The following is a 25,287-nucleotide window of genomic DNA, read 5'->3' as shown; positions in this document are numbered from 1 at the left end:
CCGGCGTGCTCCGACGCCTGACCCGATACGTGGCGTTCAACAGGTCGTCACTCGGCCTCCCGCGCAACCATCCTGTCTTCCCTTCGTCACAACCAGAATAGGTAGCCCAAAAAAGTTGAGGCTCTGCGCGGATGAAAGAATACACTCGGGTAGGGGTGCCGATCGACATATTATCTCTGAATGAAACCGTCGACCTTGCAGACAAACTCATGAGCAGCCGCCGCCGTTGCCAGCATAACGTGATGCGGCTGATGGATTAAGATGAAAATTGCGGTGTTCGGACTTGGTTACGTCGGCATGACGACGGCCGCTTGCCTCACCAGGCAAGGCCACGAAGTCGTCGGTGTCGACGTCAGCGATGAAAAAGTGGCGATCGTCAACGCGGGCAAATCGCCAATCACGGAGCCCGGTCTCGATCAACTTGTAGAGCGTGCTGTCAGGAAAAATTTGCTGAGCGCGACGAAGGATGCCAGCGGACATCTCGACAGTTGCACCATGGCCATAGTCTGTGTGGGAACGCCTAGTGCGCCGGACGGATCTCACAACATGAGCTTTATCGCGGAAGTTTCCCATCAGATCGCGGAGCTGGTCGGTCCTGCTCGCGCGACGACGTTGACGATCGTATTTCGCTCCACGATGCGGCCCGGTACCATCGAGGAACTGGTCCTTCCGATTTTCGAGGACGCATTGAAGGGCAGGACGGACCTCGTCGAGGTTGTCTATAACCCCGAATTCTTGCGCGAATCGGTGGCGATCGAAGACTTCTTCAACCCGCCGAAGATCGTGATTGGGACGAAGGACGGGGAAAGGTGCGCGGCTCTTGACGAGTTGAACGCAAGTATCGCGGTGCCGGTCTTCTACACGAATTATCGCGCGGCAGAGATGACAAAATTCGTCGATAACTCGTTTCACGCAGTAAAGATTGCTTTTGCCAACGAAGTCGGTCGCGTTTGCGATAAGCTCGGTATTAGCGCGACCACTGTTCATAAGATTTTCATCTCTGATACCAAGCTCAACATTTCCCCCTATTATTTGAGGCCGGGTGGCGCATTCGGCGGCTCATGCTTGCCGAAAGACGTTCGTGCGCTCCAACACATCGCAAGCGACGTCGGGGCGCATACTTGGCTCGTGGATTCGGTTCTGAGATCGAATGATGAGCATAAGAATTTCCTGTTTGAGAATTGCCTGAAAGCAGTCCCGGCGGGCGGGCGGGTGCTTATGCTGGGGCTTGCCTTCAAGGAGGACAGCGACGATCTTCGCGAGAGTCCCAATATCGACTTGGCTCGCAAATTCCTTCGGTTGCACATCGGCTTGTCGATCTACGACCCGCACGTCGAGCCGTCGAAATTGTTGGGTCAGAATCTTGGCTATGCGTTCTCCAATTTGCCCGCGCTCCGCAAATTACTAATCCCAAAGTCGGCCGCCGAGTCGGAGCTGTTCGATCTTGTCATCGATACCCGAGGGTGGGCGAAACATATGGCGTTACACGCCAGGCGGATCATTGATGTCAACACTCTTTCATGACGACGGCGTTGCACGCCACGATCAAGCGGGTGTTGGTTCGGTTCGCCGCCGGGTGCTTATCATCGTCGAAAATCTTCCGGTACCGTTCGATGCCAGAGTGTGGTCGGAAGCCAGCACATTGGCGCGGCATGGTTATGAAGTGTCGGTAATTTGTCCCAAGGGACCGGGCGCAACGGCCTCATTTGAAATTATCGAGGGAATCGCGGTTTATCGCCACTGGTTGCCGGGAGAAGGTCGTGGGGTGCTGGGCTATCTTGCCGAGTACAGCGCGGCATTATTTTGGGAGTTCGTGCTGAGTTTGAAAATTCTCACAACGCGCGGGTTTGATGTAGTCCACGCGTGTAATCCGCCGGATCTCATTTTCGTAGTTGGTGCATTTCATAAGTTTCTATTTGGAAAATCTTTCATTTTCGATCACCACGATATCAGCCCGGAGCTTTACGAGGCGAAATTCGGACGTCGTGGCCTGCTCTGGCAGGTTATGGTCCTACTTGAACGCATTACATTCGCATTGTCTGATGTATCGATAGCAACCAACCAATCATATCGTACCATTGCCATTGAACGAGGGCGAATGAACCCTGATCATGTGTTCGTTGTGCGCTCCGCTCCAAACCTTTCGCGCGTTCGCTCATTTCCACCAGACCCGGCCTGGAAGAGGGGGCGGAAATTCCTTGTCGGATATGTGGGTGTTATTGCAAGGCAGGAGGGGATCGATCTGTTGCTGGAATCAATCAGGCACATCCGCAGGATACGAAATCGCGATGATGTCCAGTTCGTCATTGTCGGGGGTGGGCGGGAATTGGAGGAGCTCAAGAAGCTTGCAATGGCTTTTGAACTGGACGAATTGGTTACGTTCACTGGCCGTGTTGATGACGCTACACTATTCACAATACTCTCCACGGCAGACGTCTGCGTAAATCCGGACCGCCCCAGCTCGATGAACGACAAATCAACGATGCACAAGATCATGGAGTATATGGCGTTGGGTAAGCCTATTGTTCAATTTGACCTCACTGAAGGCCGTTTTTCGGCTGGAGAGGCATCCTTATATGTACAGAATGCGGATACTGCGGAGTTCGGCGACAAGATATTGGAACTTGTAGATGATCCAGTGCGACGCGATGCTATGGGTGCATTCGGCCAGAAAAGAATCTATGACGAACTCGCTTGGCACCACGAGTCGACAAAGCTCTTGGGTGCCTATGAAAAAGTATTCAAACTAAAAGAGAAATGCGGATAGGTCCTATTCTCTTCGCATCTCAGCAAGCTTTCGATAACACCCGTCGCAAACAAAATAATAACATAGCGCGGCCGGATTTAACCGCGCTAGCGAGGTCGTGCTGCCAGTGAAGCTGCGCACCGTCAGTCAGGGTCGTCGTGACGAGACAGGTGCTGACGGCCCGATTGTTAGCATCAAATTTCGGTAATGGACGGCAGTCGTTTCAGGCGCCGACGACCGATAGATGCCATATTCCCAATAGGTGCCCTGCCCATAGCCCAAAGGACCCCGATAGTTCACAACCTGCGAACCATTGATCCAGACGTCCAAATACCCGCCGCCGCTGTTGGAAAAATTGGCTTGAGCGCGAATGTCCTTGTAGACGCCAGGAGTAATTGGAGTCGGATCGGTCCACAGCGTGATCATGCGGAGAGCGGGAGACGAATTACTGGGATTCCCACCGGGCAGAACATAGCGGGCGACAATTTGCAGATGGTCGCCGTCCATCTGGACCGCGAACGGCGGTGAGGTCCCTACGCCGCTCGCAATGTCGTCATTGTGCATTTGACCGACGACAAACCAGCCGTTCGATCTGTTTTGAGTGTTTACAAATGACCCATTGGGCCCATTGGCCTCCACCATGAACTGATAGGCCATGCCAATCGGAGTACCGGGCGGGATAAATGCACCCCAGCTGGTCGCGACGCCCGTCGACTGATTTTGAATTTCAGAGCGATCACAGTACGAGCCATCACCACCCGCTGCCCAATTGTCGCCCTGATGGACTTCGAAGCGCAGAGTTTGTGGGTCAGGATTGGTCAGGCTATAGCTCTTACCCGCCGTCTCAACTAGGTAGCTGTCGCCACCGATAAGAAAGCGGGTTTGCGGCTTAGCCGAAAACGACGTAATCGACGGAACAACTGTTCTAGTTCTACTTACAGGCTGCGATGCGGCGCTCGTATTGTCTGCCATATTGCTGTGGGTGCCAGCAAAGCTGTGAGTATCGTCGGACAGGCCCTCGGCCAGTAAATTCCACGAACCACCTGCGTCGACTATCCTCGTATCGAGGGATGTCGATCCACTAGAGATGTTCGCGACGCTGCCAGCCAGCGCAAAGATAAGGGGTATCATTATTGTCATTTGCTATCCCCCTTGTCTGTATTCTACTTGTAGTCCGAGCAAGATTACAGCAACGCTCTATCGTGAAATTCGATCAGCGTGCTGCCGCAAAAATGCTTGGCCACTTGTGAAAAGAGCTCATTCAAATCCCGATACAATTTTCGACTGATTCAATCGAAGGAAAATAAGGACTACCACCAGGCATGAGCGCCCGAGGAATGCATCGTGAATTGTATGGCGTTGTACAGAATGCGAGATAACACGTGCGCACCGGAGCATCACGCCTCGTGGCCGGACCCGAAAGAGCCGCGCCTGCGCGACGAGCGCCACCGTCCGCCGTCGGCGCAGGATCGCTAGCTTGATGCGCTAGAGACGCCGCGACAGCAGCTCCGGCGCACTGCAGTGTAGGATGTCCGAATAGGGGATCCTCACGGGCAAAACTTTCCCTACTCCCCCCAGTCGCCTCGCATTGAGCCGTTGCGTACGGCGCTTTACCGCGAGAAAGGCATGATCCGACCCATCGCTGACGGTGAGCTGCAGGCAATCGTACGGTGCGTGATCGTCGAAGATCTGTCGTTGCTGGCTAGTCAGCCTCTCGCGGACCGCAGCCGGATCGAAGCTGATGACCAGACGGTTCGGCGCGAACAGCGTCTCGGCCTGGAGCAATGGCGGCATGACGATCCTGTTCGAAGCTAAGGGTGTGAAGCGCTGCGCCAGGCGGGCAGCCCAGGCGGTCGGCTCCGGGGTGAAGGCCGTGCAGGTGAGGTTCTCGTCCCGCAGCGCCTCGGCGAGCAGGGCCATTCCCCAGCCGCGGTACTTCGCATGCACGGACCAGGAGGAGAGATTACAGACGAGCGCTACTTCCCCGGCCATCGCTGTTGCGCCGACGGTTAGGGTCGTGGCCAAGCCTTCGATCGACGGCGCCGCCAGAAAGGCCGAGAGGGGTAGGGGGATGCCCAGTATAATCCTCGATCTCGAGAAGCAGGGTTCAAACGCTAGCGATTCCGCGCCGAAGCCAAGAAGACTATCGGACCAGGCAACGGGCGAGATGCCAAGCACGCGCTCGCAAATCGCCTGGAGCTCCCGCCGCAGCCCGTCACCCTGCGGGATCACCCCGTCGTGGCCTGGCGCCAGCCCCCGTGATGCCCTGATGGCCGAATGGCATCGAGACATTCCGGGTTCTGCAGCGCATCGCGGTTCTGGACAGGGCGGCCATTCACCGCATCTCGCGCAGCGGTTTCGGACCGCTTGCCGCTAAAGGTCTCAGCAAGCGCCTCGACCTGTGCAATGCACGCCGGCACGAAAGCCGGGAAGCCCGCAGCGCGCGCAAGCTCGGAGCGGATGTGCTTCGCTAGCCTGAGTACCAGACCGTCGCGCAGCACGACCAGGAGAACCATGTGCGTGCCGCCGGTAGAACGTCGCGCTCGAGATCCCCTGCTTGCAGCAGGATATCAGCGGTCGCCGCACCCGCCTCGTGCTCACGCAAAATCCCGATGATCTGCTCTTCCGTGAAACGGCTCGGCTTCATGGTCTATCCCTCCCGAGGTGAGGGACTCTACCCAGTCTTGGAGGAGTTTGCGGGGGCTCAGACCACACCTCGTAGGTAACCCCTATTATCCGCCAAACGGCTTCGGGATTCCTGAACAACTGATATGCATTTGGCTATGCTCGTTTTTGATCGGCTACGAGCCTTTGACTTCGCCGGGGAAAAAATGACGCGCGTCGAGCAAACCGCCACAGCTTTTCTTTTATGCGGCTGATTTATCGCCAATGTCAGCGACCGGATCAATTACGTCAGCAAGGCCCGGCGAACCATGTGGAAATCGGGGATTCGCCGCAAGGCAGGATTTCTCGCGGCTGCGGGGCTGCTCGACTATGCTCTGCAGTTGGGGGCGCCTGTCATCCTGGTCCGCCACGTGACCACGCAGGAGTTCGGGGACTACCGCCTGGTGTGGCTGGTCGCCGAAACAGAGTTGATCCTCCTTCCCCTGTTCTTGCCGCAGTCTCTATTCTTTTTCCTGCCGCGCGCCGCTCCCGGAACCCGCCCAAAGTTGGTTGGCAACACGTTCGCAAGTCTCTTCGCTCTTGGGGGGGCTCGCGATTCTGTTGCTTTTAGGGCTGATTCCACGCGAGGCCCTTGCAGCACAGGAGCTTTATGAGACAGGGCATGAGTACATCCACAAACCTTGAGGAAACGGCTCCCCCGCCCGATGGCGCGCCCAAAAGCCAGGGGATCGTGATTCACGCTGGCCGCGCCATCTCGGTCGTCTTGTATGTCACCGTTGCCGCCCGGCTGCTGAGCATCGTCAGCCAGGTGCTGACGGCTTCGGCCTTTGGCGTTGGCCCAACCATGGACGCCTATACGGTGGCGCTGATCGTGCCCACAACCATTTCTGGCATCTTGACCACGGCGGTGGGCGCGGCATTGATTCCGGTCTTTGTGGACTACCGCGAAAACAAAGGCGAGGCGGAGTCCATGCGCCTGCTCCGGGTAGCGATGACGCTGGGCACGCTGATTGCGCTGGTGGTGACAGTGGCGCTGGCCGCGGGCGCACCGCTGGTGGTGACGATCTTCGCCCGGCAGATGGATGCCCCCACGCAGACGCTGGCGGTCATCCTCCTGCGCTTCTTGATGCCCGTGCTCTTGCTGCAAGTGCTGGTGACGCTGGTTGGCTCCGTTCTGAATGCCTATGGGCGGTTTGCTGTGCCATCGCTGGCTCCCGTCACGATTACGCTGAGCACCATCGCGTTTCTGCTGTTTGCGCCTTCCTGGGGCATCTATGCCCTGGGCTGGGGCACGATTGTGGGTTATTCGCTGAATTTCTTGCTGCTCGTCGTTGCCTATCTGCGCATGGGGCTGCGCTTTCATTTCGATTTTTCCTGGCGGCATCCGGGCATTCAGCGCATTGCCGCGCTTTCCACACCCATGCTGATTGGGGCACTGATGGTCAACGGCAACAGTCTGGTCGATCAGTTTATGGCTTCGCTCTTGCCGCCGGGCAGCATTGCCTCGCTCAGCTACGCGATCAAGCTGGTGGATATGCCCTCGGGGATCTTTTATACGGCGCTCTCCACGGCGCTCTTGCCGATCTTCGCGCTACAAGTGGCCCGCCGCGAATTTACGCTCTTAACCACCACCTTCCGCCAGGCGGTCATTTTTTCTGCAATCATCCTCTTGCCCGCTGGCGCGCTGCTGAGTTCGTTGTCGCGCCCGGTGGTGGAGATTTTCTATCACCATGGCAATTTTAGCGCGCAGGCCACCGATGTGGTGGCGTCCGCCGTGATGTTTCTCGCGCCGAATATATTCATCGTCACCTACGGCTTTATCAACGGGCGGATGTATAACGCCCTGCAAGATAATCGCACGCTGCGCAACGTCGCCGTGCTTTCGCTGGTGCTCAACGCCGTCCTGGACTATCTGCTGATGCAAATCTGGGGCGTGGCAGGTATCGCGTTCTCTACCACGCTGACCTATCTGATTGGCGCGCTAACGCTGCTGCTCATTCTTAACAAACGGCTGCAAGGGCTGCGCCTGCCGCAGCTTGGCCTTTCGCTGGGCAAAACCGTCGTGGCGGCGGTGTTCCTGTGGCTGACGTGCGCGCTGCTGGCGAAGCTGCCCCAGATGGCCGCGCTGCCGCCGCTGGTACAGATCGTCTTGCTGAGCGCTGCGGGCCTGGTGATCTATGCTGCGCTGCTGCTGGTCTTGCGCGTGCCAGAGGCGAGCCAGCTCTGGACCATATTGTGCAGTCGGCTGCACTGGGGCCGCGCGTGGGCAAAACCCGCATAGGCCGCAGATGAGCGTATCGATGTTTGCGTACCCTGCGAGGAAGGAAGAACTTTCCATGAGTGTACAAGCGGCTAGCTCCCCATCCAAAAGCCTTAGTCTGGCAGACCTGTTCAGGCAGGCGCGTGGTATGGTCGATGTCATCAGACGAACACGCTCGTGGACCTGCGTGCGCCTCTTCTGGTTGGGCGAGCGCAACCCTCGCCGCGTCCCCGGCGCGTTTCGCTTTCCCTTCGGGCCGGTGCGCTATACGGACGCCGGGGCGATGCTGTCGCTCTATCGTGAGATTTTTCTGGACCGCGGCTATGAGGTCGCCGGATTAGGCGATGCGCCCGTGATCCTTGATTGCGGTGGGAACATTGGCATGAGTGTGATCTGGTTCAAGCAGCGCTATCCGCGTGCCCGCATCACCGTCTTTGAGGCCGACCCGCAAACCGCCGACCTCCTGGAAGAGAATGTGCGCGCGCTAGGCCTCACCTCGGTCACGGTGGTTCGCGCCGCCGTCAGCGATGCCGCTGGCAAGGTATCGTTTGTGCCTGAGGGATCGCTGGGCGGCCATGTCGGCGAAGGGCCAGGGGTGCTGGTGGACGCGGTGCGTTTAAGTGACCTGATTACCGAGCCGGTGGATTATCTCAAGGTCGATATCGAGGGCAGCGAATTTGGCGTGATCAAAGACCTGTGCGCCACAGGCAAAATGGGGTTGGTCAACTATCTTTCGTGCGAATTGCACTGCAATCCTGCTGTGCAAGACCAGGTGGCGGAACTGTGGACGGCGCTTTCGGAAGCGGGCTTCCGCATCACGGTTAGCGACGCGAGGGTGGATGCTGAACTGCCAGGGCCCCCCATGCCCACGCCGTTTTCGTCGGCACCGAGCGCGAAATATCTCGTCTGGCTCTATGCCTGGCGAGTGTAGGGATTCGGACCGCATCTTGCCATGAGCAGAGGAAGAGGACGTCGTTCAGCTTCATCGGAATGGCGGCACGCGACTGCAACCTATCTGGCGAGCTCGCCGAACGGCTCACCCGGCTTCGCTGGTGCTTTGGGCGTTTGGATTCGGTCGGCAGGCCGCGACGATCGGCGCGATATCGCTTTTGCTCTCAATTGCCTTGAGCGTCCTTGTTATTCGGCCTCGCCGGCGCGGTGGCAGGAACCACGTTGTTTGGGAGTGGATCAGACTTTGAAAGTCGCCTTTGTGGTTGCGGTCGGTGTGCTGGTCGCTCACATCGTCTCCTCCGAGCTAGACACATCCGTTCTTCTGCGACTCGTGGCAAAGTCTTCGGCGTTTATGACGACCTTGCTGCTTGGGTTCGTGTTCACAAAGGTCCATCACTCCTTGATATCTTGGTTTCGCGCAGCTGAGGCGACCGCGAGCTAGCCGAGCTGACAACAAAACGTCTCAGCATTGTTTCACCGCTTGAAGGAAAACGCCGCTAGTAACTAAGTCCGCTGGGGTAAGATTCGTAAACCGCCTTGCAAGATGCGGGGCTTCCAGAGTGGACGGTCGGGTTACGGTCTCTTTGCAGAGCGTTCTGAAGCCTTCTTTGTCGAGAAGGCGCATATGAGTCGAAAGCGGCTCGCGATTTAAGTGCCACGATCGCTTTCCACGAATGAGGGCCCATTTCAGATCGGAATAGGACCAATGGCCGTTCCACTCCGCTGCACACCCGTGACACTTGAAGTCGACCACATGGGACATGAAAGCTCCGGGCTTCAACCACCGCCTCATGGCGTTGTATGCTTCGCTCAATGCGTCTACATGCTCTAGCACTGCCTGCGAAAACAGCATGTCAATCGTCCCGTCCTCGATCACGGTCGCGTCCAGCCAAGGTGCCCGTAACTGAACAACCTCCGCCTGCGAGGCGCCGTGCAGCGCCGCCTCGATCTCGCGTATCCAGGTCTCGGATATGTTTACGGCCCTGTTCGTAATTAGCTGCTCGGGGAACCGATAGCTTTTCAGCTTCGGGAACACGTCGGGAAATTCAGCTTCGTCTGGAATATCGGCGCGCTGGCCAAACAACTCAGCTAGTTCATGAAGCACTTGGATATTTCGCTCCGCTGTAACGTGCGAGATGAAGTCAAGCGCATAGTATTTGGAAGCTCCCGACAGGAGTGCTGCAATCCCGGTCCCCAGCGAGTCGCCCGGTCCGAGCTCTGCGATGACCTGAGGTCTCGTATCAAGCCCGCTTTCTGCCGCTTTCACGAGATGCCTTAGCCAGACGCTGTAGCAGTATCGGGCCGAGATTGTGCCGCCCGTTCCTTTGTCCCTGCGAGCAAGATAGTCTCTGACAGCTGGGATAGCTGTCACGCCCGGCACGAATGTCGCTGCATTGAAAACAATAGACCGCGTGCTGTACATCTTGTCGCCTCCAAGTTCATCGACAAACCACAGAAGCTCCTGACACAGTATCGCGACCAGCGCGTCTGAGCGTCAAGAAAGAATCGCCCGACATATCCGCGATCTGCTGGCCTGGGCTTCTGCTGTGATCGAGAATGGGTAATCCGAAAGGGTCAAGCCGCGGACCGGTTCAAAATACTATGCTGCCAGGTGTGAGTTTGGATGCCATGCGTTTGCAGCCTGCAAGATCTGAAAAGGCGGGCGTCTGCAATGCTGGCTTGCTCAACCAAGCTGCGCTGTCGTCCGGCCCGCGGTAGTTCAGGGTTTGCGTCAGGAGGAGTGGGTAATGAGTAGCATGGTTCAAGAAGAGGGACAGAGATTCGAGTTTGGGAATAACTGGCACCACTTCATTCAAAAGAATTTCGGACCCGAGAGGGTACGGATTTCCAAGAAGCACCTTCTCGATTTTATCGAACGGGACGATCTGAAGGGGCTAACGTTCCTCGATATTGGATGCGGAAGCGGACTTCACTCCATTGCCGCCCTAGAAGCAGGCGCAGTATCGGTTCGTGGCTTTGACTATGACGCGAATTCAGTCGCTACGAGCCGATGCGTGCAGGCTCAGGTAGGTAATCCCTCTAATTGGACCATCGAGCAAGGCTCCGTTCTTGACGACACATTTGTGAAGAACTTGGGGGCATACGACCTGGTCTATTCATGGGGGGTTCTGCATCACACCGGAGACGTCTGGCATGCAATTCGCAATGCCGCAGCGTGCGTTAGGCCCGGTGGTATGTTTTATATCGCTCTCTATTCAGCGGACGCTCAAGTCAACCCGCCGCCGGAATTCTGGCTCGACGTTAAGCAAAGGTATGTTACGGCGGGATGGCTGAAGAGACGCTACATGGATCTTTGGTACGTCTGGCGCTTTCAGATGCACTATAATCCGCTGCGGCTACCTCTGTTTCTGTGGAGGATGCACGAATACAAAAAGAATCGCGGCATGAATATGTTTACGGATATTCGTGATTGGCTTGGCGGTTGGCCGATGGAATTTGTCTATGACAAAGATGCCGTCTCCTTTTGCAAGGAGCTCGGTTTCAGCTTGCAGAGGATGGCGACCGGTGAGGCGAACACGGAGTTCTTGTTCATAAGGTCGGCCTCGCCTAAGTGAGCGCAAATCATGAGTGGGTGCTCTCACTCGTGTCTTTAGGTAAGGTAAGATCGGCGTTACAGCGGGCGGCATCGGGGAGACTTCGATCTGTTCGAAGAGGGCGGGTTGTAGGGCAAGGCCTCCAGTGTGATAGGTGGTGTGTTCGGCGGAGAACCACTTCCCTCGCTCGGCGATCCAGAGCTCTCCATGCCGATCGACGTCCCGGCTTAGCGCGTACCCCATTCCGCGAATCTGCTGCTCTGGGCTTCTCCTGCGCTCGAGAATAGGTAATCCGAAAGGGTCGAGCCGCGGACCGGTTCAAAATACTATGCTGCCAGGGTGTGAGTTTGGACGCCATGCGTTGACGTCCTCTCATTAGGGAGCTCTTTTCAAGCATGTGCGGAATTTCCGGTATTTGGGAGCGTAATGGTTGCAGCCTGCAAGATCTGAAAAGGCGGGCGTCTGCAATGACGCAAACCCTGAGCCACCGCGGGCCGGACGACAGCGGAGTTTGGTTAAGCGAGCAGGCCAGCATTGCCTTCGGGCAGCGTCGCCTGGCAATTATCGACTTGTCCTCGATGGGACATCAACCAATGGTCTCGGCCAACGGCCAATATACAATTACGTTCAACGGTGAAGTGTATAATTTCCGAGAACTGAAGGCCGAATTGGAGCGTTGCGGAGTCCGGTTTCGAGGGCATTCAGATACAGAAGTTATTGTCGAAGGATTCGCCCAATGGGGCGTCAAATCGACCATCGCCCGTTTGAACGGGATGTTCGCAATTGCAGCGTGGGACGCCGGAGAGCGTCAACTGTTCCTAGCTCGTGATCGAATGGGCGAAAAGCCGCTTTATTGGGCGATTTTCGATGGACTAGTTTTGTTCGGATCAGAGTTGAAGGCGCTGCGCGCTCATCCCGGTTGGAAGCCAAGTCTCAATCGTGGAGCGATCACTGCCTTTCTTCGGCATGGTTATGTGCCAGGTCCATTCACGATCTATGAAGGTGTCTACAAACTGCCGCCCGCCGGGTTCGTCAAAATTGCGGGCGGCGGCGGCGCCGAAGTGGGCACGTACTGGGATCTGGCCAGTGTTGTTTCGCAGGGGCAACGGAATACGCTTCGAGCCGACGAAGAGGGACTGGTCGACGAGCTCGAGGCGTTGCTGCATGATGCAGTATCGCGCCGCATGATAGCGGATGTTCCGCTTGGCGCCTTTCTGTCGGGCGGCTATGACTCATCTACTGTCGTCGCACTGATGCAGAAATCTTCTCTGAGACCAGTCAGGACGTTTACCATCAGCTTTGAGAACGCGGCATTCGACGAAGCGAAACACGCTGAGGCTGTTGCGCGACATCTTGGGACCGACCATACAACATTTCCCGTTGGCGGCGCTGACGCTCTCGATGTGGTGCCGAAGTTGGCCGAGATGTATGATGAGCCATTCGCCGACCCCTCCCAGATCCCGACCCATATTGTTTCCGCGTTGACGCGAAAACGCGTCAAGGTGGCTCTGTCGGGAGATGGTGGAGACGAATTGTTTTCCGGGTACAACCGGTATCAATGGGCGCAGAACGTTTGGCGACCGAGTGCGAAGATGCCGCTTGCGTTCCGCCGCCTCGCGTCTTCAAGCATTCGCGCTGTGCCGCCTAGCGCCTTCGATAGGATAGCGCGCTATGTGCCATACCTTCGGCGCGTGCCACGGGTCGGCCAAAAGGCCCATCGGTTGGCGCAAATTCTTTCATTTCCATCGATCGATTCCATGTACCATCAAATTGTTGCCTCGCATCACCCGAACCCAGACAGTCTTGTAAATGGGGCACAAGAGGTGCGGACGGCCTGCTGGGGTCAAAACCTCGAGGCCCTTTTGCCAGGTCCGGTGGACCGTATGCGCTACCTGGACATGTGCACGTATTTGCCCGATGACATCCTGACTAAGGTTGATCGCGCCTCTATGGCTGTCGCTCTTGAGGTGCGTGTTCCGCTCCTCGACCATCGCCTGGTCGAATGGGTCTGGAAGCTGCCGTCATTTCAGAACGCGCGTGCCCGGCGCCCCAAACATTTGCTCCGGTGTGTTCTTGCCCGCCATGTGCCCGATCGTCTGGTTGAGCGTCCGAAAATGGGGTTCGGGGTTCCGCTCGCAGACTGGTTGCGCGGTCCGTTGCGCGATTGGGCCGAAGACCTGATGAACGAGGCTAGCCTGAGCGCCGATGATATTTTTGACGTCGAGGGCATTCGCTCGCTCTGGGTCGAATTCTTGAGCGGGAATAATGAGCGGTATTTCCTCATTTGGAATGTTCTTATGTTTCAGGCGTGGCATCGTCGGTGGGGCGATGCGTCAGTGGCTGACACCGGAACAAGACGCTTGGCATCCCTTTTGAATTGAAGATATGGCGATGGCGGTCCCACGAAGCTCGGGGTCTCAGATGCGAATTCTCTCGATAGATTTTTCCATTCCCTATCTATTGAAGGATGATAACTATCCGATCGGCGGCTGGGCCGTCCAACTTTCAATATGGCTTCGCGCGCTTGAAAACGCCGGTCACGAAGCCGCTCTCCTTACCTGGAAGGGTGCTTTGGCCCATGTAGGTTCGGGCCAGCAAATCAAACTCATCGAAACCTATGATCCCGAACATGGGGTGCGGGTTGCGAAGTATTTCTACTCATATATTCCAAAAATATTGGCAGCCGCCCGCGCCTATCATCCAGATATCATGATCCAAGGCGTATGTGGGGTCCATACCGCCATCATGGCTTTCGTCGCCGGCCAACTAGGGATTCCGTTCGTTCACCGCGTTGTCAGCGACATGAACGTCGATGAACGATGCAAAGTCGGGCTTCGATTTTATGAATGGTTAGCGTATTCTTGGGCTCGGCATCGAACAGCGGCATTTCTTTGTCAAAATGAATATCAACGCGAAAAATTGGCAGCGCTGTTTCCGGGCACGCCTATACACGTCCTTCATAATGCCGTTGTCGTAGCAGAGGACGCGCCCGCTCCTTTGCTGCGCGCAGAACGCAGATATGTCGCCTGGCTTGGTGTTTTCCGCCATGGAAAGAATTTGCCACTGCTTTTTCGAATCGCCCAGGAATTTCCGGCCGTCAAATTCCGCGTGGGGGGGATGCCAGAGCGACAGGTTGATCAATCGACGCTGGACGCCGTGAATGGCCTGCGCCATCTGCCAAACGTGGAACTGGTTGGCCTTGTCCGGCGGGCAGACGTTCAACAATTTCTATCGGAAGCGACGATGCTTCTCTCCACATCGGATTTCGAAGGCTTCTCGAACGTGTTCCTGGAAGCTTTCGCCGTGGGCACACCTGTCATAACGCGCCGGCAAGTCGATCCGGACTCGATCGTCCTGCGTCATAGCCTTGGCGCATCGGCTGAGGACGAGTTGGCACTTTCCAAATCCGTGAAGATGTTCTGGGACATGGACGCAAATGAATACAACGCGCTCGCTCAACGATGTCAGATCTATGTTAAGGCCAATCACTCGCCGACGGCAAAAGCTCGCGAGTTAATTGCGGCTTTAACGCCTCTCGTCGCTAAGTCAAAACACCCGGGGCAACCACTTTGAAATGGCCCACTCGAACCTTTGTGACAACGCCTGGTTCGATCAAGCAGATGGAGAAGCATGTGATCGCGCGGAGAGCTCCGGCGGTTGGATTGCTCTCGGTACGTTTAGAGTAGATCAACCAAATTCGATAGGTCGATGAGTGCATCTTTAAGCCATAGCGGCCGAGCGCCTTATCATCTCACGTTGCCGCATTCGGTCGCGCAAGCTGGCACCGGCGCCTTTTTCTTTCTGTTGTTCATTTTCATGTGGCCCTTCCAGCGCGTGCCATTTCTGACGGACAATTTGTTCGGCATCCAGGGGTTTAAACCCTTCAACTTATTAGCAGCAATAGTCTTGGCTTATCTGGTGTTCGACACTGCGCTCCTACATGCGAGCGACAAAATCGAACGAACATCCATCAGAATTTTTCTCCTGTACTTCGCAACTCTTGCCATCGCCCACATTCGATCAGTTCCAAATGCGCCCCTTTTGCATAGTCGCTTCCCTGATTCATTTCCAGAGTCCTACTTTGACTTTGTACTATCGGCTTGCATTGTGCCGACCTTTTACACTCTATCCTTCCTGTTTACCCTTAAGCGGATGTGCTCCTTTCAGGAGCTCGAGAGGATCACGACGGTGATCTGCCTTTCGATACTATTGCTATCAATCGCTTTTGTCGCGCTCGTGCTGATGAATCCGTCCGTTCTGCTTTCAGGTCACGCGAGCGGAATAACTGATAGCGACCGGCGCGAAATGGCCCAGTTGTGCACAGCGTATTTGGGGACCCATTACAATGTGATTGGAAGCATGTACATTTCTACTGTACCCTTGTTGCTCTATCGAGCTCTTACGCGCGGCGGTCTCTGGATCGCACCCCTGTGTCTATCGCTCCTGGCGGTTCTTCTCCTCGAGTCACGAGGCGCGCTTGTCACAGTAGCAGCTTCGTGTTCCCTGTTTCTGATCCTGCGGCGCAGGTTTGTCATTTTAGTTCTTGGTGCTGCGGCGGCTGGCGTCACATCGTTGGTGTGGATCGGACCAACCGTTAACGCTCTTCTTTCGATCGGGTTGGGTAGCAGTTCCGGCGTCTCGGCCGATGCCTTGCTGACGGGCCGAGTTGATTACATTTGGCTTCCGCTACTAGAGGAATGGACGAGCAATATCGGCCTGTTCCTGTTTGGCGCTGGTCGCTACGGAATGGCGACGAGCCAACTTTGGGACACAGGAACCCTGATACAGGCCAGCGTAGCGCATAATGCAATTATCGAATTCTTTCTTGATTGCGGGGTGATTTTAACCGGTGTGCTTCTAGTTTTCCTTATCGTTGGAACAGCTACCGCCTGGCGAGTTGGGCGAAGGTTGAATAGTGACCTATATTGGGCTCTGTTCGCGAGCATCTTTGGTTGTGGGATTAGTATGGCGACTGGGCGTGACATCCTTCCAACAATTGAAAACATGTATGCATTTCCGATCATTGCGATGATGATCAACTTGGCGCGGTTGCGGTATCTCGCGAGGCAACCGGCGCCACGTGAATGATTGGCTTGCGGACAACCCATTGCGCCGAGCCGTTACCGATACCAAGCGTGGCCGCCGTAACTCTTGGCAACGATCCGCTGTTTTTCTTCCAGTGAGCAACACAGGCGAGCGCCCGTTGCCACTACTTCCAGCCGGGAGACCTTCGACATAGGCGTATGGTCAGTCATACGCCTAAGTCTTCACTCTACGTCACACTCCGCAAGGCTGCCTTCGCCGAAGCGATACGCCTAAGGGGCATCCTTGCGGGTTCACCAGTCACTGGAAAACCCGATAGTTTGCTGTAATATTGTAAGCGCGTAGCTCACCGTCTCCCTCCGGTGACGGCCGCCTTGTCGGGTTAAGCCGAGTGCTGTGCAACAGTCCTTATGGACGGCAATAAGTGCAGTACTCAGATTGAACGGTTCGAGGTTGTTGAGACTGGTCGTCGCCGAAGGACCATTTCGGCAGCACAGCCGGCGTTGCTGACAACGATTGGCAGACTCATTGCTATCATTTCCAATGCGGCAAGGGGCGCCGCTTCGTAGAGACTACAGAGGACGCTAACGTCAAAAGGGCTCGTGTAAGGTCGCACGACCTGAGGGAGTTCGGCGAAAACCGCGGCCGCCCTCGCACGAATTGTCCAGAGTGCATTGAAGCCGACCAATGAGTCTCGAGGATAGTATCGCTTTCGCGACCAGGGCATGGGCTGTCGGATTCCAATGAGCATCTCTTGGATACTCAAACCGACCACCGTGAAGCTGAAAATCGGCAAAGAACAGGGGATCCATGTCAATCACTTCGTAGCCCAACGTTTCCGCCGTCTTGCGAAACACAGTCCTCATGACATCAAAGTAGCTTCCTTTACCAGCGTTCGCTGCATCCGGATATCGGAACCCGTCCATCGTAAACGTAATGCGGTCTGGTTGGAGGCCAGTATATTTCGGCAGATCCCGAAAGAACGCGTTGATCGCTGCAATAGACGCCTCTATTCGCGCCGGATCCGGACTAGCATCCGTATTACCTGCATAAACTTTTGTGGGACTATCAATAACAACAAAGGCTCGGAGCCATTGCGCATTCGATAGCGTCTCCTTAATTTGCAAATTAAGGAAGAGGTACCGTGCAAGGGCACTCATCTTTAGAACAGACCGAATTGCTCCCACGTGAAACTCGAGCAATTGCAAACGGAGTTGCTCGCTTGTCTCTGGGGCGTAAATCCAGAAACCGGGGACCTGTCGACTATAGCTCAAGTGACTTTCATCATAGTCGTTCGAAACAACGTTTATGATCAACGCCTTCGCTTTGTATTCTCGAGCTGCATGCGCAGCCCAGACAAGGTATTGACTCAGAGGCGCACCTGATGCGGCAAAACTGTAAACTCGAAGTTTTCCCTTGAGGGATTCAGATAGATGGCCTTGCGCGGTACTATCGGACGGGACAGCTAGGGCTTCGATGTATGAGTCCCCGATGACACCGATCAGCGGCAGTGGGTCATCTTCTCGATAGTCGAGCTTGTTCACCCATCCAGCGTTATTGGTACGGCCATAATTGACCATGGTTAGGTCCCAGTCCTTGGAGTAGACAAACGAACGGTTAGGCGTGAAGTGAAACACTGGATCGATTCGCGTGACTGGAACGACAAGTGGATTGGCCGCAACAGGAAGGAAGCGAAGAACACATTCCGCTACCGCCAGAAAGCCAATAACAGCAATTGCAACTGTTGTGCCGCCTAGTAGAATCTCTTTGGTTTTCACTGCCCCTCCTTCTATGTCCGGTGGATCGTGTGAACTCATGTCCCATTGATAAGCGATCTATCGGCAATCGTACCCCTACGCTGAGGCGAGCGACGATACCCAAGGTGAGGGACGCCCAGCGGCTTGGGTTAACACTTTGGGACTACTCGTTAAGGATGCGCAAGACAGGCGGCGCACCATGCTGAGACGTGTTCGTTGAGCTAGGTGGTAAAACAGCATCGGGCCATTTGCGCAGAACCACGTTTCAAGCCCGGCTCCCAGCGCCGAGGCTGGTCGGCGCGTCCGCTGCCAGAGTGATCGCGGATCAGGTGAAGGAGTGTGATTCCAATCAATCGATGGCTCACGTACGAATACGCTTACCTTTGCCTGCGTCTCGTTCAACAGAGCTGCAGTCTCTGGAGCCGACTGTCCTGCGCCGACGACGACGTCGCGACCTTTGAACTGACTCAGGGCGCACTACGCTGGCGCGAGACCTCCGCCTCGTGCGATGCGCCGCTCACCGACCTGCAGGCCTTCCGCTACAACATGGTCGGCGCGTTCTTCAACCAGACCCTGCCGTCCTCGATCGCCGACGACGCGATGCGTCTCTGGCGGTGAACCGGATCGGCGCTGGTTGGCGCGCGGCGACCCAAGGCCGGCTGTGCCCGAGGTCTGACCATTCGGCGAAACGACCCGGACGGCCGCTATCGCGAAAACCGCATGCCAAAACGGCGCCCAGCCCCAGGGGGTACCCCGTTAGCTTCCTTGCTGTCGCCTCTGGGCTTACGCAACATAGTAGGAACGGACGAGGTTTTAGTGAGTGCGAGGTTTTCGTGAGTGAATGGCTCAGTGACCGCATTCTCAGTGACCGCATTGTCGAGGAAGCTGCTCGTCGGATTTACGAGTCTCAGCAATCAAGGCTTTCGGATCAATCGACCACCGCCGCAAAGCGGGCATGGCGAAGCGAGGACGTGCCGGCGAAGTTTTGGGACAGTTATCTCGAGGACGCACGGTCAGCGCTTTCTTTCGACGGTCGAATGAAGCAGTCAACCCACGAGAACTTTGTCCGGGACGAAGCGGCGCTCCCCGGATCGGACCGGACGTTTGGCCTTGTGATGGCAGCAGCTTTGGCCGTTTTAAGCCTCTTGAACGGCTGGCATCATGGCCGGCTGTGGCCCTGGATGCTGCTGGCCGCCATGCTGTTTGCGGCGGCGGGCTGGCTCAAGCCCTCCTGGCTTCATCCGCTCAATGTTCTGTGGATGATGCTCGGTCTCGTCCTGGCCAAGATCGTCAACCCTATCGTGATGGGACTGTTGTTGTTCGGCACGATCCTGCCCACGGGCCTGATCATGCGCATGCGGGGCAGGGACCTGTTGCGGCTGAAGCGGGAACCGGCTTCCGACACCTACTGGATCGCGCGCCCGCCGGGGCCTCAGCCTGAAACCATGAGGGATCAGTTCTGATGATAGATTTTCTTGCCGAGCTGTGGCGCTTCATGCGCGTGCGAAAGAAATTCTGGCTGCTGCCGATCTTCGTAATGATGGTGGCGTTCGGCGGCCTTATCGTGCTGACCCAGGGCACGGTGTTCGCGCCGTTCATCTACACGGTTTTCTAAGGGTATGCGCACCCTCGGCATCTCCGCATTCTATCACGACAGCGCCGCCGCGCTGGTCGAGGACGGCCGCATCGTCGCGGCCGCGCAGGAGGAACGCTTTACGCGCAAGAAGCACGATGCCTCGTTTCCGCGCAACGCGGTCGGCTATTGCCTGGATGCCGCCGGCGCAAAGCTCTCCGAGATCGAGCACATCGCCTTTTACGACAAGCCGTTCCTGAAATTCGAACGGCTGCTCGAGACCTACATCGCGATGGCGCCAAAGGGGTTTTCTTCCTTCAAGATGGCGATCCCGCTCTGGCTTAAGGAAAAGCTGTTTCAAAAGAGCCTGCTACGCAAGCAATTGAAGCCATTTGACGAAGAAATTTCGTCCGACAAATTGCTTTTCACCGAGCATCATCTGAGCCACGCGGCGTCAGCCTTTTTTCCATCGCCGTTCGAGAAGGCGGTGGTGCTGACCATGGACGGCGTCGGCGAATGGGCGACGACGTCGGCTGCGATTGGCGAGGGCAACAAGCTCGAAATCTTTCAGGAGATTCACTTTCCCCATTCGCTGGGACTGCTCTATTCCGCGCTCACCTATTACACCGGCTTTAAGGTCAATTCCGGCGAGTACAAGGTGATGGGGCTCGCCCCCTATGGCGAGCCGAAATACGCCAAGCTGATTCTGGACCATCTTATTGACCTCAAGCCGGATGGCTCGTTCCGGCTCGACATGTCCTATTTCGACTATTGCACCGGGCTCACCATGACCAATGAGCGGTTCGCAAAGCTGTTTGGCGCGCCGGTGCGCACGCCCGACAAATTGCTGACTCCGTTTCACATGGATGTCGCGGCTTCTATCCAGGCCGTACTTGATGAGGCGGTGCTGCGCCTGACGCGGAGCCTTGCGAAGAAGACCGGTGCGCGCAATTTGTGTCTTGCCGGCGGCGTGGCGCTGAACTGCGTCGCCAATGGCAAGGTGATGCGCGACGGCAAGTTCGACAAAATCTGGATCCAGCCGGCGGCGGGTGACGCCGGAGGGGCGGTTGGGGCGGCGCTCGCCGCCTATCACCAGTTCAAGGGCAACCCACGCATTCTTGCGTCGTCCGACGGCATGTCGGGCGCGTTCCTCGGGCCTCAATACTCACAAAGCGAAATCGAGCGCAGGCTGAAGGAGGTGGGCGCGCGCTTTGACGTGCTGTCCGAAGATACTGTCATCGAGACCACCGCAAAGGCGCTTGCCAACCAGCTCGCGGTTGGCTGGTTCCAGGGCCGCATGGAATTCGGCCCGCGCTCGCTTGGCGCGCGCTCGATCCTCGGCGATCCCCGCTCACCAACCATGCAGAAGAACCTCAACCTGAAGGTCAAATATCGCGAGAGCTTTCGGCCCTTCGCGCCCGCGGTGTTACGGGAGGACGTCGCGGACTGGTTCGAGCTCGACTCCGACAGTCCCTATATGCTGATCGTCGCCGACGTCCTTAAGGACAAGCGGCGCGCGATGAGCGCGGACGAGCAGGCGCTGTTCGGCATCGACAAGCTCAACGTGTCGCGCTCGGAAATTCCGGCCGTGACCCATATCGACTATTCCGCGCGCATCCAGACGGTGAGCCGCGACACCAATCCCAAGTTCCACCGGCTGCTCACCGAATTCAAATGGCTCACAGGATGCCCGGTGCTGGTCAACACCTCTTTCAACGTACGCGGCGAGCCGATCGTCTGCACACCGGAGGACGCGTTCCGCTGCTTCATGGGCAACGAGCTCGATTTGCTGGTTGTGGGCAATTGCGTGCTTAGGAAGCCGGAGCAAAATCCTGCGCTCAAACAGGACTATAGCTCGGCTCTTGAACTGGACTAGGCGCCCGAGGTGACGGCTGTTCACCTCGCTCGCGCAGGTTCGAGCTGTGCTGGCGACCTGGAAGGACGACTACAACAACGCCCGGCCACACAGTGCCCTGGGCAACCTCACACCGACTGAATACGCCAATCGCAGCGCTCCTGGGCCGCAACGGGGCGGGGCGCTGCGCTATGCCGCGGGCTCAGCTCACCTCACATAGCGGATGATGTTCGATTCAGAGAATCTCCTGGTTGATTTGTCCCAGGATCTCATGTGAGCGAACATATGTCTGACAGTATGCGTCCGCTGAAGGCCGCCTTGTCAGCTGAGGCGCATCCCGAAGATCTGTTTGCCTGTATCGAGGTCGGCGCCCACCGACAAGAACTACAAGATCTATGTCGATGCGCCGTCGAAAGATCGATAGAGGTTCTCTGCCGCCACCTTGTCGGGTGCGAACTGACCGGCAAGATACGAGCCGTCACATACAGTACGGTTTGCATATATGGTTGACGCTTCGAAGCCGCGGGGCCGGGTGGATATCCAGGTCGGTGCGGGACGTCGTCGCCGGTGGAGCGACGAGGTCAAGGGCGGATCGTGGCGGAGTCGTATGCGCCGGGCGCGGTCGTATCGGAGGTGGCACGCCGGCACGGCATCTCGCTGCAACATCTTTTCGTGTGGCGCAAGACGGCGCGTGCCGGCTGCTCAGCCTGCCGGCCGACGAGGCGCCACTCTTCGTTCCGGTGGTGACGGAGCTGCGTAGCGCTGGGCCGGGCACGGAAGCGGCAGCACGGAGCTCGACAACGATCAGCATCGAGATTGGCGGTGCGGTGGTTCGCGTGGCGGTCGGGGTCGACCCGGCGTGGCTGCGCGATGTGCTGCGGGCCGTGAGGGCGGCCACATGATCGCGGCTTCGGCGGGTGTGAAGGTCATGGTCGCGACGAAGCCGGTGGAGTTCCGTAAAGGTGCCGACGGTCTCGCCGCGCTGGTGCGCGAGCAACTCCGCCATGATCCGTTCTCGGGAACGATTTTTGTCTTCCGTTCGAAGCAAGCGAACCGCTTGAAGATTTTGGCCTGGGACGGGTCCGGCCTGGTGCTGCTGTGGAAACGTCTGGAACATAACGCGTTCCGCTGGCCGCCGATCAGCGATGGTGTGATGCGGCTCTCCGCCTAGCTTAACAAGGCCAAGTACTCACAGTTGAGTAGTCACTACGCCCCGGTTGAATTCGATCGAAGTGCTCTTATAACCCTCTTGCTTATAATCGCGCCAAAGAAGTGCCTTACCCAGCACCATTATAACCGGAGGGTAAGTGATGGGCGAATTTGATCTTCCGGTAGCCGTCATCGGTGCAGGGCCGTTTGGCGTCTCAACCGCGGCCTACTTGCGGTCTCTCGGAGTGGAGTTCCGTATCTTTGGCTCACCAATGAACCGCTGGCGGACGCAAATGCCGGCGGGCATGTTCCTCAAGTCTGAAGGATTTGCTTCGAACCTCGCCGATCCGTTCGGGCGTTGTACCCTGCAGCAGTTCTGTCACGAGGCAGCGTTGCCCTACGAGGGTGAACGTGTATCGCTCGAGACATTTACCCGATACGCCATGTCGTTTCAGCAGCGGCTCGTTCCCATGGTTGAAGATGTATCAGTCACGATGCTGGATCGACAGGCCGACAAGTTTCAGATGCGACTGGCCACAGGTGAAGAAGTAAGAGCCAAAAAGGTGGTTGTCGCGACGGGCCTGTCGAACGCCGAATACATCCCCGCTGAGCTGGCGAGATTGCCTGCAGAATTCCTGTCGCACAGCAGCGACCACTACGATCTAGGCAAATTCAAAGGACGCGAGGTGGTCGTCATCGGCAGCGGTCAATCGGCGCTCGAGACGGCGGCTCTCCTAAACGAAAGGCAAGCGACAGTAAGGCTCCTCGTGCGGCGCTCGTCAATCGAGTGGCATGATGGCCCAACACCAGGGCCGCGATCTTTATGGCAACGGGTGCGCCGGCCAGCGTCGCCGATGGGAAACGGGCTTAAATTGTGGTTCTGCGCGACCGCCCCGATGATGTTCTATCATCTGCCCGAGCAAATACGCGTCGGTGTGGTGCGGACGTACGGACAAGGTCGCCGCACATCTCTAGAGCTGCTTGGCCCGGCAGGTTCGTGGTGGCTCAAAGAGCGGATCGTGGGTCATGTACCGATACTGCTCGGTCACAGCGTGCTGGGAGCCGAAACGAGCGGAAGCAAGGCGGTGCTGCACGTCAAGGGCTCAGATGGCATGCCCCGCCATTTGACCGCCGACCACGTCATTGCTGCGACCGGGTATCGCTTTAATGTTGGATCACTCCCATTTCTAGCTGAGAGGCTAAAATCTGGGTTGCGCTGCGTGCAACAGGCTCCCTCGTTGTCGCCTGGCTTCGAGTCCTCGATCCCGGGCCTCTATTTCGCAGGCATAGCGAGTGCGTATAATTTCGGACCGGTGATGCGGTTCTTATGCGGCACCGACTATGCGGCCCGGTGTATCTCCGACGATATTGCCCGTGAACAACGCCGTTCTCCGTCGTCCGTTTCCGTCGGCCTTGCTTCCGCACGCAACCGAACCGCTTGTTGAGACAAATGGCGAGCGCGAATCTCTTGCCAAGTCGAACGGAGAGCGCGACCGAGGGTTCGTCGCCGTTCCCGGTACTCATCCTGAAGACGGGCCACTATGCCTTGCACCATGGCGGCCTCGGTATCATTCGAAGCCTGGGGAGCCTCGGCGTTCCAGTATTTACAGTTATTGAGGATCGCTTCGCACCAGCGGCCGTTTCCAAATATCTGAAAGGAAAATTCGTCTGGGACACGCGCGATCTGCCAAGATCGCGGCTGCTCGAGGGGCTGGAAAGAATTGGGCGACAGCTGAAACAGCCCACCATCCTCATTCCTACAGATGATGCCGGGGCGATCTTGATCGCAGAAGAGGCTCTCACATTGCGGCAGTGGTTTTTGTTTCCGGAAGTACGATCAGACATTCCCCGGAGCTTGGCCGACAAATCACGCCTGCAGGCTCTGTGCAGGCAGCTCGGGGTACCGTATCCTCGAGCCATATCGCCCAACACGATTTCGGAGATTTATGAATATATCGACGCTGCAGCTTTCCCGGTGGTGGTCAAGCCAGCGAAGCCATGGCTTAAGCCAAATGTCAAAACGTCTATCGTCTACTCCCCGAAGGAGCTTCTCGATCTCTACCGCCGGTCAGAAGAACAGGTCCGTTCCAACCTGCTGATCCAGGAACACATTCCTGACGGCGAGGATTGGCTTTTCAACGGATATTGCAGCTCGACTTCGGAGTGTCTAGCTGCCTTCGCAGGCAGGAAATTACGCTCCTTTCCGCCACACTTGGGTTCTGCCACGTTGGCCAGATCTGTCACCAACCCCGCGCTCCTCCGGCAGGCCGAGGCGCTGGTCAAAGCCATTCCTTATGTCGGCATAATGGATGTCGACTATCGATTCGATAAACGAGACGGCCAATACAAGCTTCTGGATTTCAACCCGCGGGTCGGCGCTCAGTTTCGATTGTTCGAGGATGGCGAGGGAATTGATGTCGCGAGGGCGCTTTATCGTGATCTTACGGGTCAGTCCGTGCAGAGGTCTCCGCAGACCGATGGGCGAGTGTTCGTTGTCGAGCCCCATGATTGCCTGACCAGCATCCACCACCTCTTGCGTCGAGAACTATCGGTCAGAGATTGGTGGCGATCATTCAGGGGGACCAAGGAATTTGCCTGGCTCAGATGGAATGATCCTGTTCCCTTCATCATGATTTGGATACGCCTTGCCATGGCAAGCGTCGCAATAGCGGTGCGAGTTCTGCATTTTCCGTTCCGGAAGTCGCAACCCGAGCGCTGCTAAATCCAAAGAACGCATCCCGTTAGATGACGCATCATCTCCCTGTTAGACTTG

The 25,287-nt window shown here is 56.9% G+C and carries 24 protein-coding genes and 1 pseudogene; 17 read left to right on the top strand and 8 right to left on the bottom strand.

Features of this window, described 5'->3' with window-relative positions:
* Positions 1-261: 261 nt before the first annotated feature.
* Both V1286_RS18955 and V1286_RS18950 read left to right on the top strand, forming a co-directional pair.
* Positions 262-1,524 (top strand): nucleotide sugar dehydrogenase, encoded by a 1,263-nt coding sequence (locus tag V1286_RS18955; protein ID WP_334481670.1) that lies wholly within the window; start codon positions 262-264, stop codon positions 1,522-1,524.
* A complete protein-coding gene (locus V1286_RS18950; protein ID WP_334481668.1) occupies positions 1,505-2,767 on the top strand; it encodes a glycosyltransferase family 4 protein in 1,263 nt (420 codons plus the stop codon). Before V1286_RS18955 ends, V1286_RS18950 begins: the two co-directional genes overlap by 20 nt.
* A 126-nt stretch (positions 2,768-2,893) precedes the next feature.
* On the opposite strand, the gene V1286_RS18945 is transcribed toward V1286_RS18950, so the two are convergent.
* The 4 genes and pseudogenes from V1286_RS18945 to V1286_RS38955 form a co-directional block, all read right to left on the bottom strand.
* A complete protein-coding gene (locus tag V1286_RS18945) occupies positions 2,894-3,877 on the bottom strand; it encodes a heparin lyase I family protein (protein WP_334481666.1) in 984 nt (327 codons plus the stop codon).
* 354 nt (positions 3,878-4,231) lie between these two features.
* The gene (locus tag V1286_RS18940; protein WP_334481664.1) at positions 4,232-4,978 is read right to left on the bottom strand and encodes an acyl carrier protein; all 747 of its coding nucleotides are present in this window, start codon (positions 4,976-4,978) and stop codon (positions 4,232-4,234) included.
* On the bottom strand, positions 4,975-5,262 hold the full coding sequence (locus tag V1286_RS18935) for a hypothetical protein (protein ID WP_334490264.1): 288 nt from the start codon (positions 5,260-5,262) through the stop codon (positions 4,975-4,977). The genes V1286_RS18940 and V1286_RS18935 overlap by 4 nt, the downstream gene beginning before the upstream one ends.
* Positions 5,195-5,393, bottom strand: a pseudogene (locus V1286_RS38955) (transposase); the annotation flags it as partial. The pseudogene V1286_RS38955 and the gene V1286_RS18935, both read right to left, overlap by 68 nt.
* Before the next feature lie 639 nt (positions 5,394-6,032).
* Between V1286_RS38955 and murJ the strand changes: the two are divergent.
* Both murJ and V1286_RS18920 read left to right on the top strand, forming a co-directional pair.
* Positions 6,033-7,652 carry a murein biosynthesis integral membrane protein MurJ gene (murJ, locus tag V1286_RS18925; protein WP_334481662.1) on the top strand — a complete coding sequence of 540 codons (1,620 nt, stop codon included), beginning with the start codon at positions 6,033-6,035 and terminating at the stop codon, positions 7,650-7,652.
* Positions 7,653-7,779: 127 nt separating this feature from the next.
* Complete coding sequence (locus V1286_RS18920; protein WP_334481660.1) at positions 7,780-8,562, top strand: FkbM family methyltransferase; 783 nt, start codon at positions 7,780-7,782, stop codon at positions 8,560-8,562.
* A 105-nt stretch (positions 8,563-8,667) separates the two neighbouring features.
* Here V1286_RS18920 and V1286_RS18915 read toward each other — a convergent pair whose 3' ends face one another.
* A complete protein-coding gene (locus V1286_RS18915; RefSeq protein WP_334481659.1) occupies positions 8,668-8,871 on the bottom strand; it encodes a hypothetical protein in 204 nt (67 codons plus the stop codon).
* Positions 8,872-9,045: 174 nt separating this feature from the next.
* On the bottom strand, positions 9,046-10,005 hold the full coding sequence (locus V1286_RS18910) for a methyltransferase domain-containing protein (RefSeq protein ID WP_334481657.1): 960 nt from the start codon (positions 10,003-10,005) through the stop codon (positions 9,046-9,048).
* A gap of 325 nt (positions 10,006-10,330) precedes the next feature.
* Between V1286_RS18910 and V1286_RS18905 the strand changes: the two genes are divergently transcribed.
* The 4 genes from V1286_RS18905 (at position 10,331) to V1286_RS18890 (ending at position 16,225) form a co-directional block, all read left to right on the top strand.
* Positions 10,331-11,158: a class I SAM-dependent methyltransferase gene (locus tag V1286_RS18905; RefSeq protein ID WP_334481656.1), complete on the top strand. Its 828-nt coding sequence runs from the start codon at positions 10,331-10,333 to the stop codon at positions 11,156-11,158.
* Between the two features lie 374 nt (positions 11,159-11,532).
* Entirely contained in the window at positions 11,533-13,518 is a 1,986-nt protein-coding gene (gene asnB, locus V1286_RS18900) for an asparagine synthase (glutamine-hydrolyzing) (protein ID WP_334481654.1), read from the top strand.
* Positions 13,519-13,558: 40 nt separating this feature from the next.
* Complete coding sequence (locus tag V1286_RS18895) at positions 13,559-14,710, top strand: glycosyltransferase family 4 protein (RefSeq protein ID WP_334481652.1); 1,152 nt, start codon at positions 13,559-13,561, stop codon at positions 14,708-14,710.
* Positions 14,711-14,845: 135 nt separating this feature from the next.
* Positions 14,846-16,225: a hypothetical protein gene (locus tag V1286_RS18890; protein WP_334481651.1), complete on the top strand. Its 1,380-nt coding sequence runs from the start codon at positions 14,846-14,848 to the stop codon at positions 16,223-16,225.
* A gap of 388 nt (positions 16,226-16,613) precedes the next feature.
* Here the strand turns inward: V1286_RS18890 and V1286_RS38950 are convergent, their stop codons facing one another.
* Positions 16,614-16,796, bottom strand: coding sequence for a glycosyltransferase (locus V1286_RS38950; protein ID WP_417021158.1), 183 nt, complete (start codon positions 16,794-16,796; stop codon positions 16,614-16,616).
* On the bottom strand, positions 16,771-17,958 hold the full coding sequence (locus tag V1286_RS18885) for a hypothetical protein (RefSeq protein WP_334481649.1): 1,188 nt from the start codon (positions 17,956-17,958) through the stop codon (positions 16,771-16,773). Before V1286_RS18885 ends, V1286_RS38950 begins: the two co-directional genes overlap by 26 nt.
* A 318-nt stretch (positions 17,959-18,276) precedes the next feature.
* Between V1286_RS18885 and V1286_RS38945 the strand changes: the two genes are divergently transcribed.
* From V1286_RS38945 to V1286_RS18845, 9 genes are all read left to right on the top strand, one after another.
* Complete coding sequence (locus tag V1286_RS38945) at positions 18,277-18,555, top strand: hypothetical protein (RefSeq protein WP_417021157.1); 279 nt, start codon at positions 18,277-18,279, stop codon at positions 18,553-18,555.
* 215 nt (positions 18,556-18,770) lie between these two features.
* Positions 18,771-19,400, top strand: a complete 630-nt coding sequence (locus V1286_RS18875) for a hypothetical protein (protein ID WP_334490261.1) — start codon at positions 18,771-18,773, stop codon at positions 19,398-19,400.
* Complete coding sequence (locus V1286_RS18870) at positions 19,400-19,552, top strand: DUF5989 family protein (protein ID WP_417021156.1); 153 nt, start codon at positions 19,400-19,402, stop codon at positions 19,550-19,552. Before V1286_RS18875 ends, V1286_RS18870 begins: the two co-directional genes overlap by 1 nt.
* 4 nt (positions 19,553-19,556) lie before the next feature.
* The gene (locus tag V1286_RS18865; protein ID WP_334481647.1) at positions 19,557-21,386 is read left to right on the top strand and encodes a carbamoyltransferase family protein; all 1,830 of its coding nucleotides are present in this window, start codon (positions 19,557-19,559) and stop codon (positions 21,384-21,386) included.
* A 16-nt stretch (positions 21,387-21,402) separates the two neighbouring features.
* Entirely contained in the window at positions 21,403-21,585 is a 183-nt protein-coding gene (locus tag V1286_RS18860) for an integrase core domain-containing protein (protein WP_417021264.1), read from the top strand.
* Between the two features lie 347 nt (positions 21,586-21,932).
* Positions 21,933-22,112 (top strand): transposase, encoded by a 180-nt coding sequence (locus V1286_RS38940; RefSeq protein WP_417021155.1) that lies wholly within the window; start codon positions 21,933-21,935, stop codon positions 22,110-22,112.
* Between the two features lie 151 nt (positions 22,113-22,263).
* Positions 22,264-22,536, top strand: coding sequence for an IS66 family insertion sequence element accessory protein TnpB (tnpB, locus tag V1286_RS18855; RefSeq protein WP_334481645.1), 273 nt, complete (start codon positions 22,264-22,266; stop codon positions 22,534-22,536).
* Positions 22,537-22,675: 139 nt separating this feature from the next.
* Positions 22,676-23,959 carry an NAD(P)-binding domain-containing protein gene (locus V1286_RS18850; protein WP_334481644.1) on the top strand — a complete coding sequence of 428 codons (1,284 nt, stop codon included), beginning with the start codon at positions 22,676-22,678 and terminating at the stop codon, positions 23,957-23,959.
* Between the two features lie 5 nt (positions 23,960-23,964).
* A complete protein-coding gene (locus V1286_RS18845; protein WP_334481643.1) occupies positions 23,965-25,236 on the top strand; it encodes a carboxylate--amine ligase in 1,272 nt (423 codons plus the stop codon).
* Positions 25,237-25,287: the final 51 nt, after the last annotated feature.

It is taken from the genome of Bradyrhizobium algeriense (assembly GCF_036924595.1).
GTDB classification, from domain to species: Bacteria; Pseudomonadota; Alphaproteobacteria; order Rhizobiales; family Xanthobacteraceae; genus Bradyrhizobium; species Bradyrhizobium algeriense.
The sequence above is the reverse complement of the archived record's forward strand: the minus strand, read 5'-3'. Positions and strand labels throughout refer to the sequence as shown.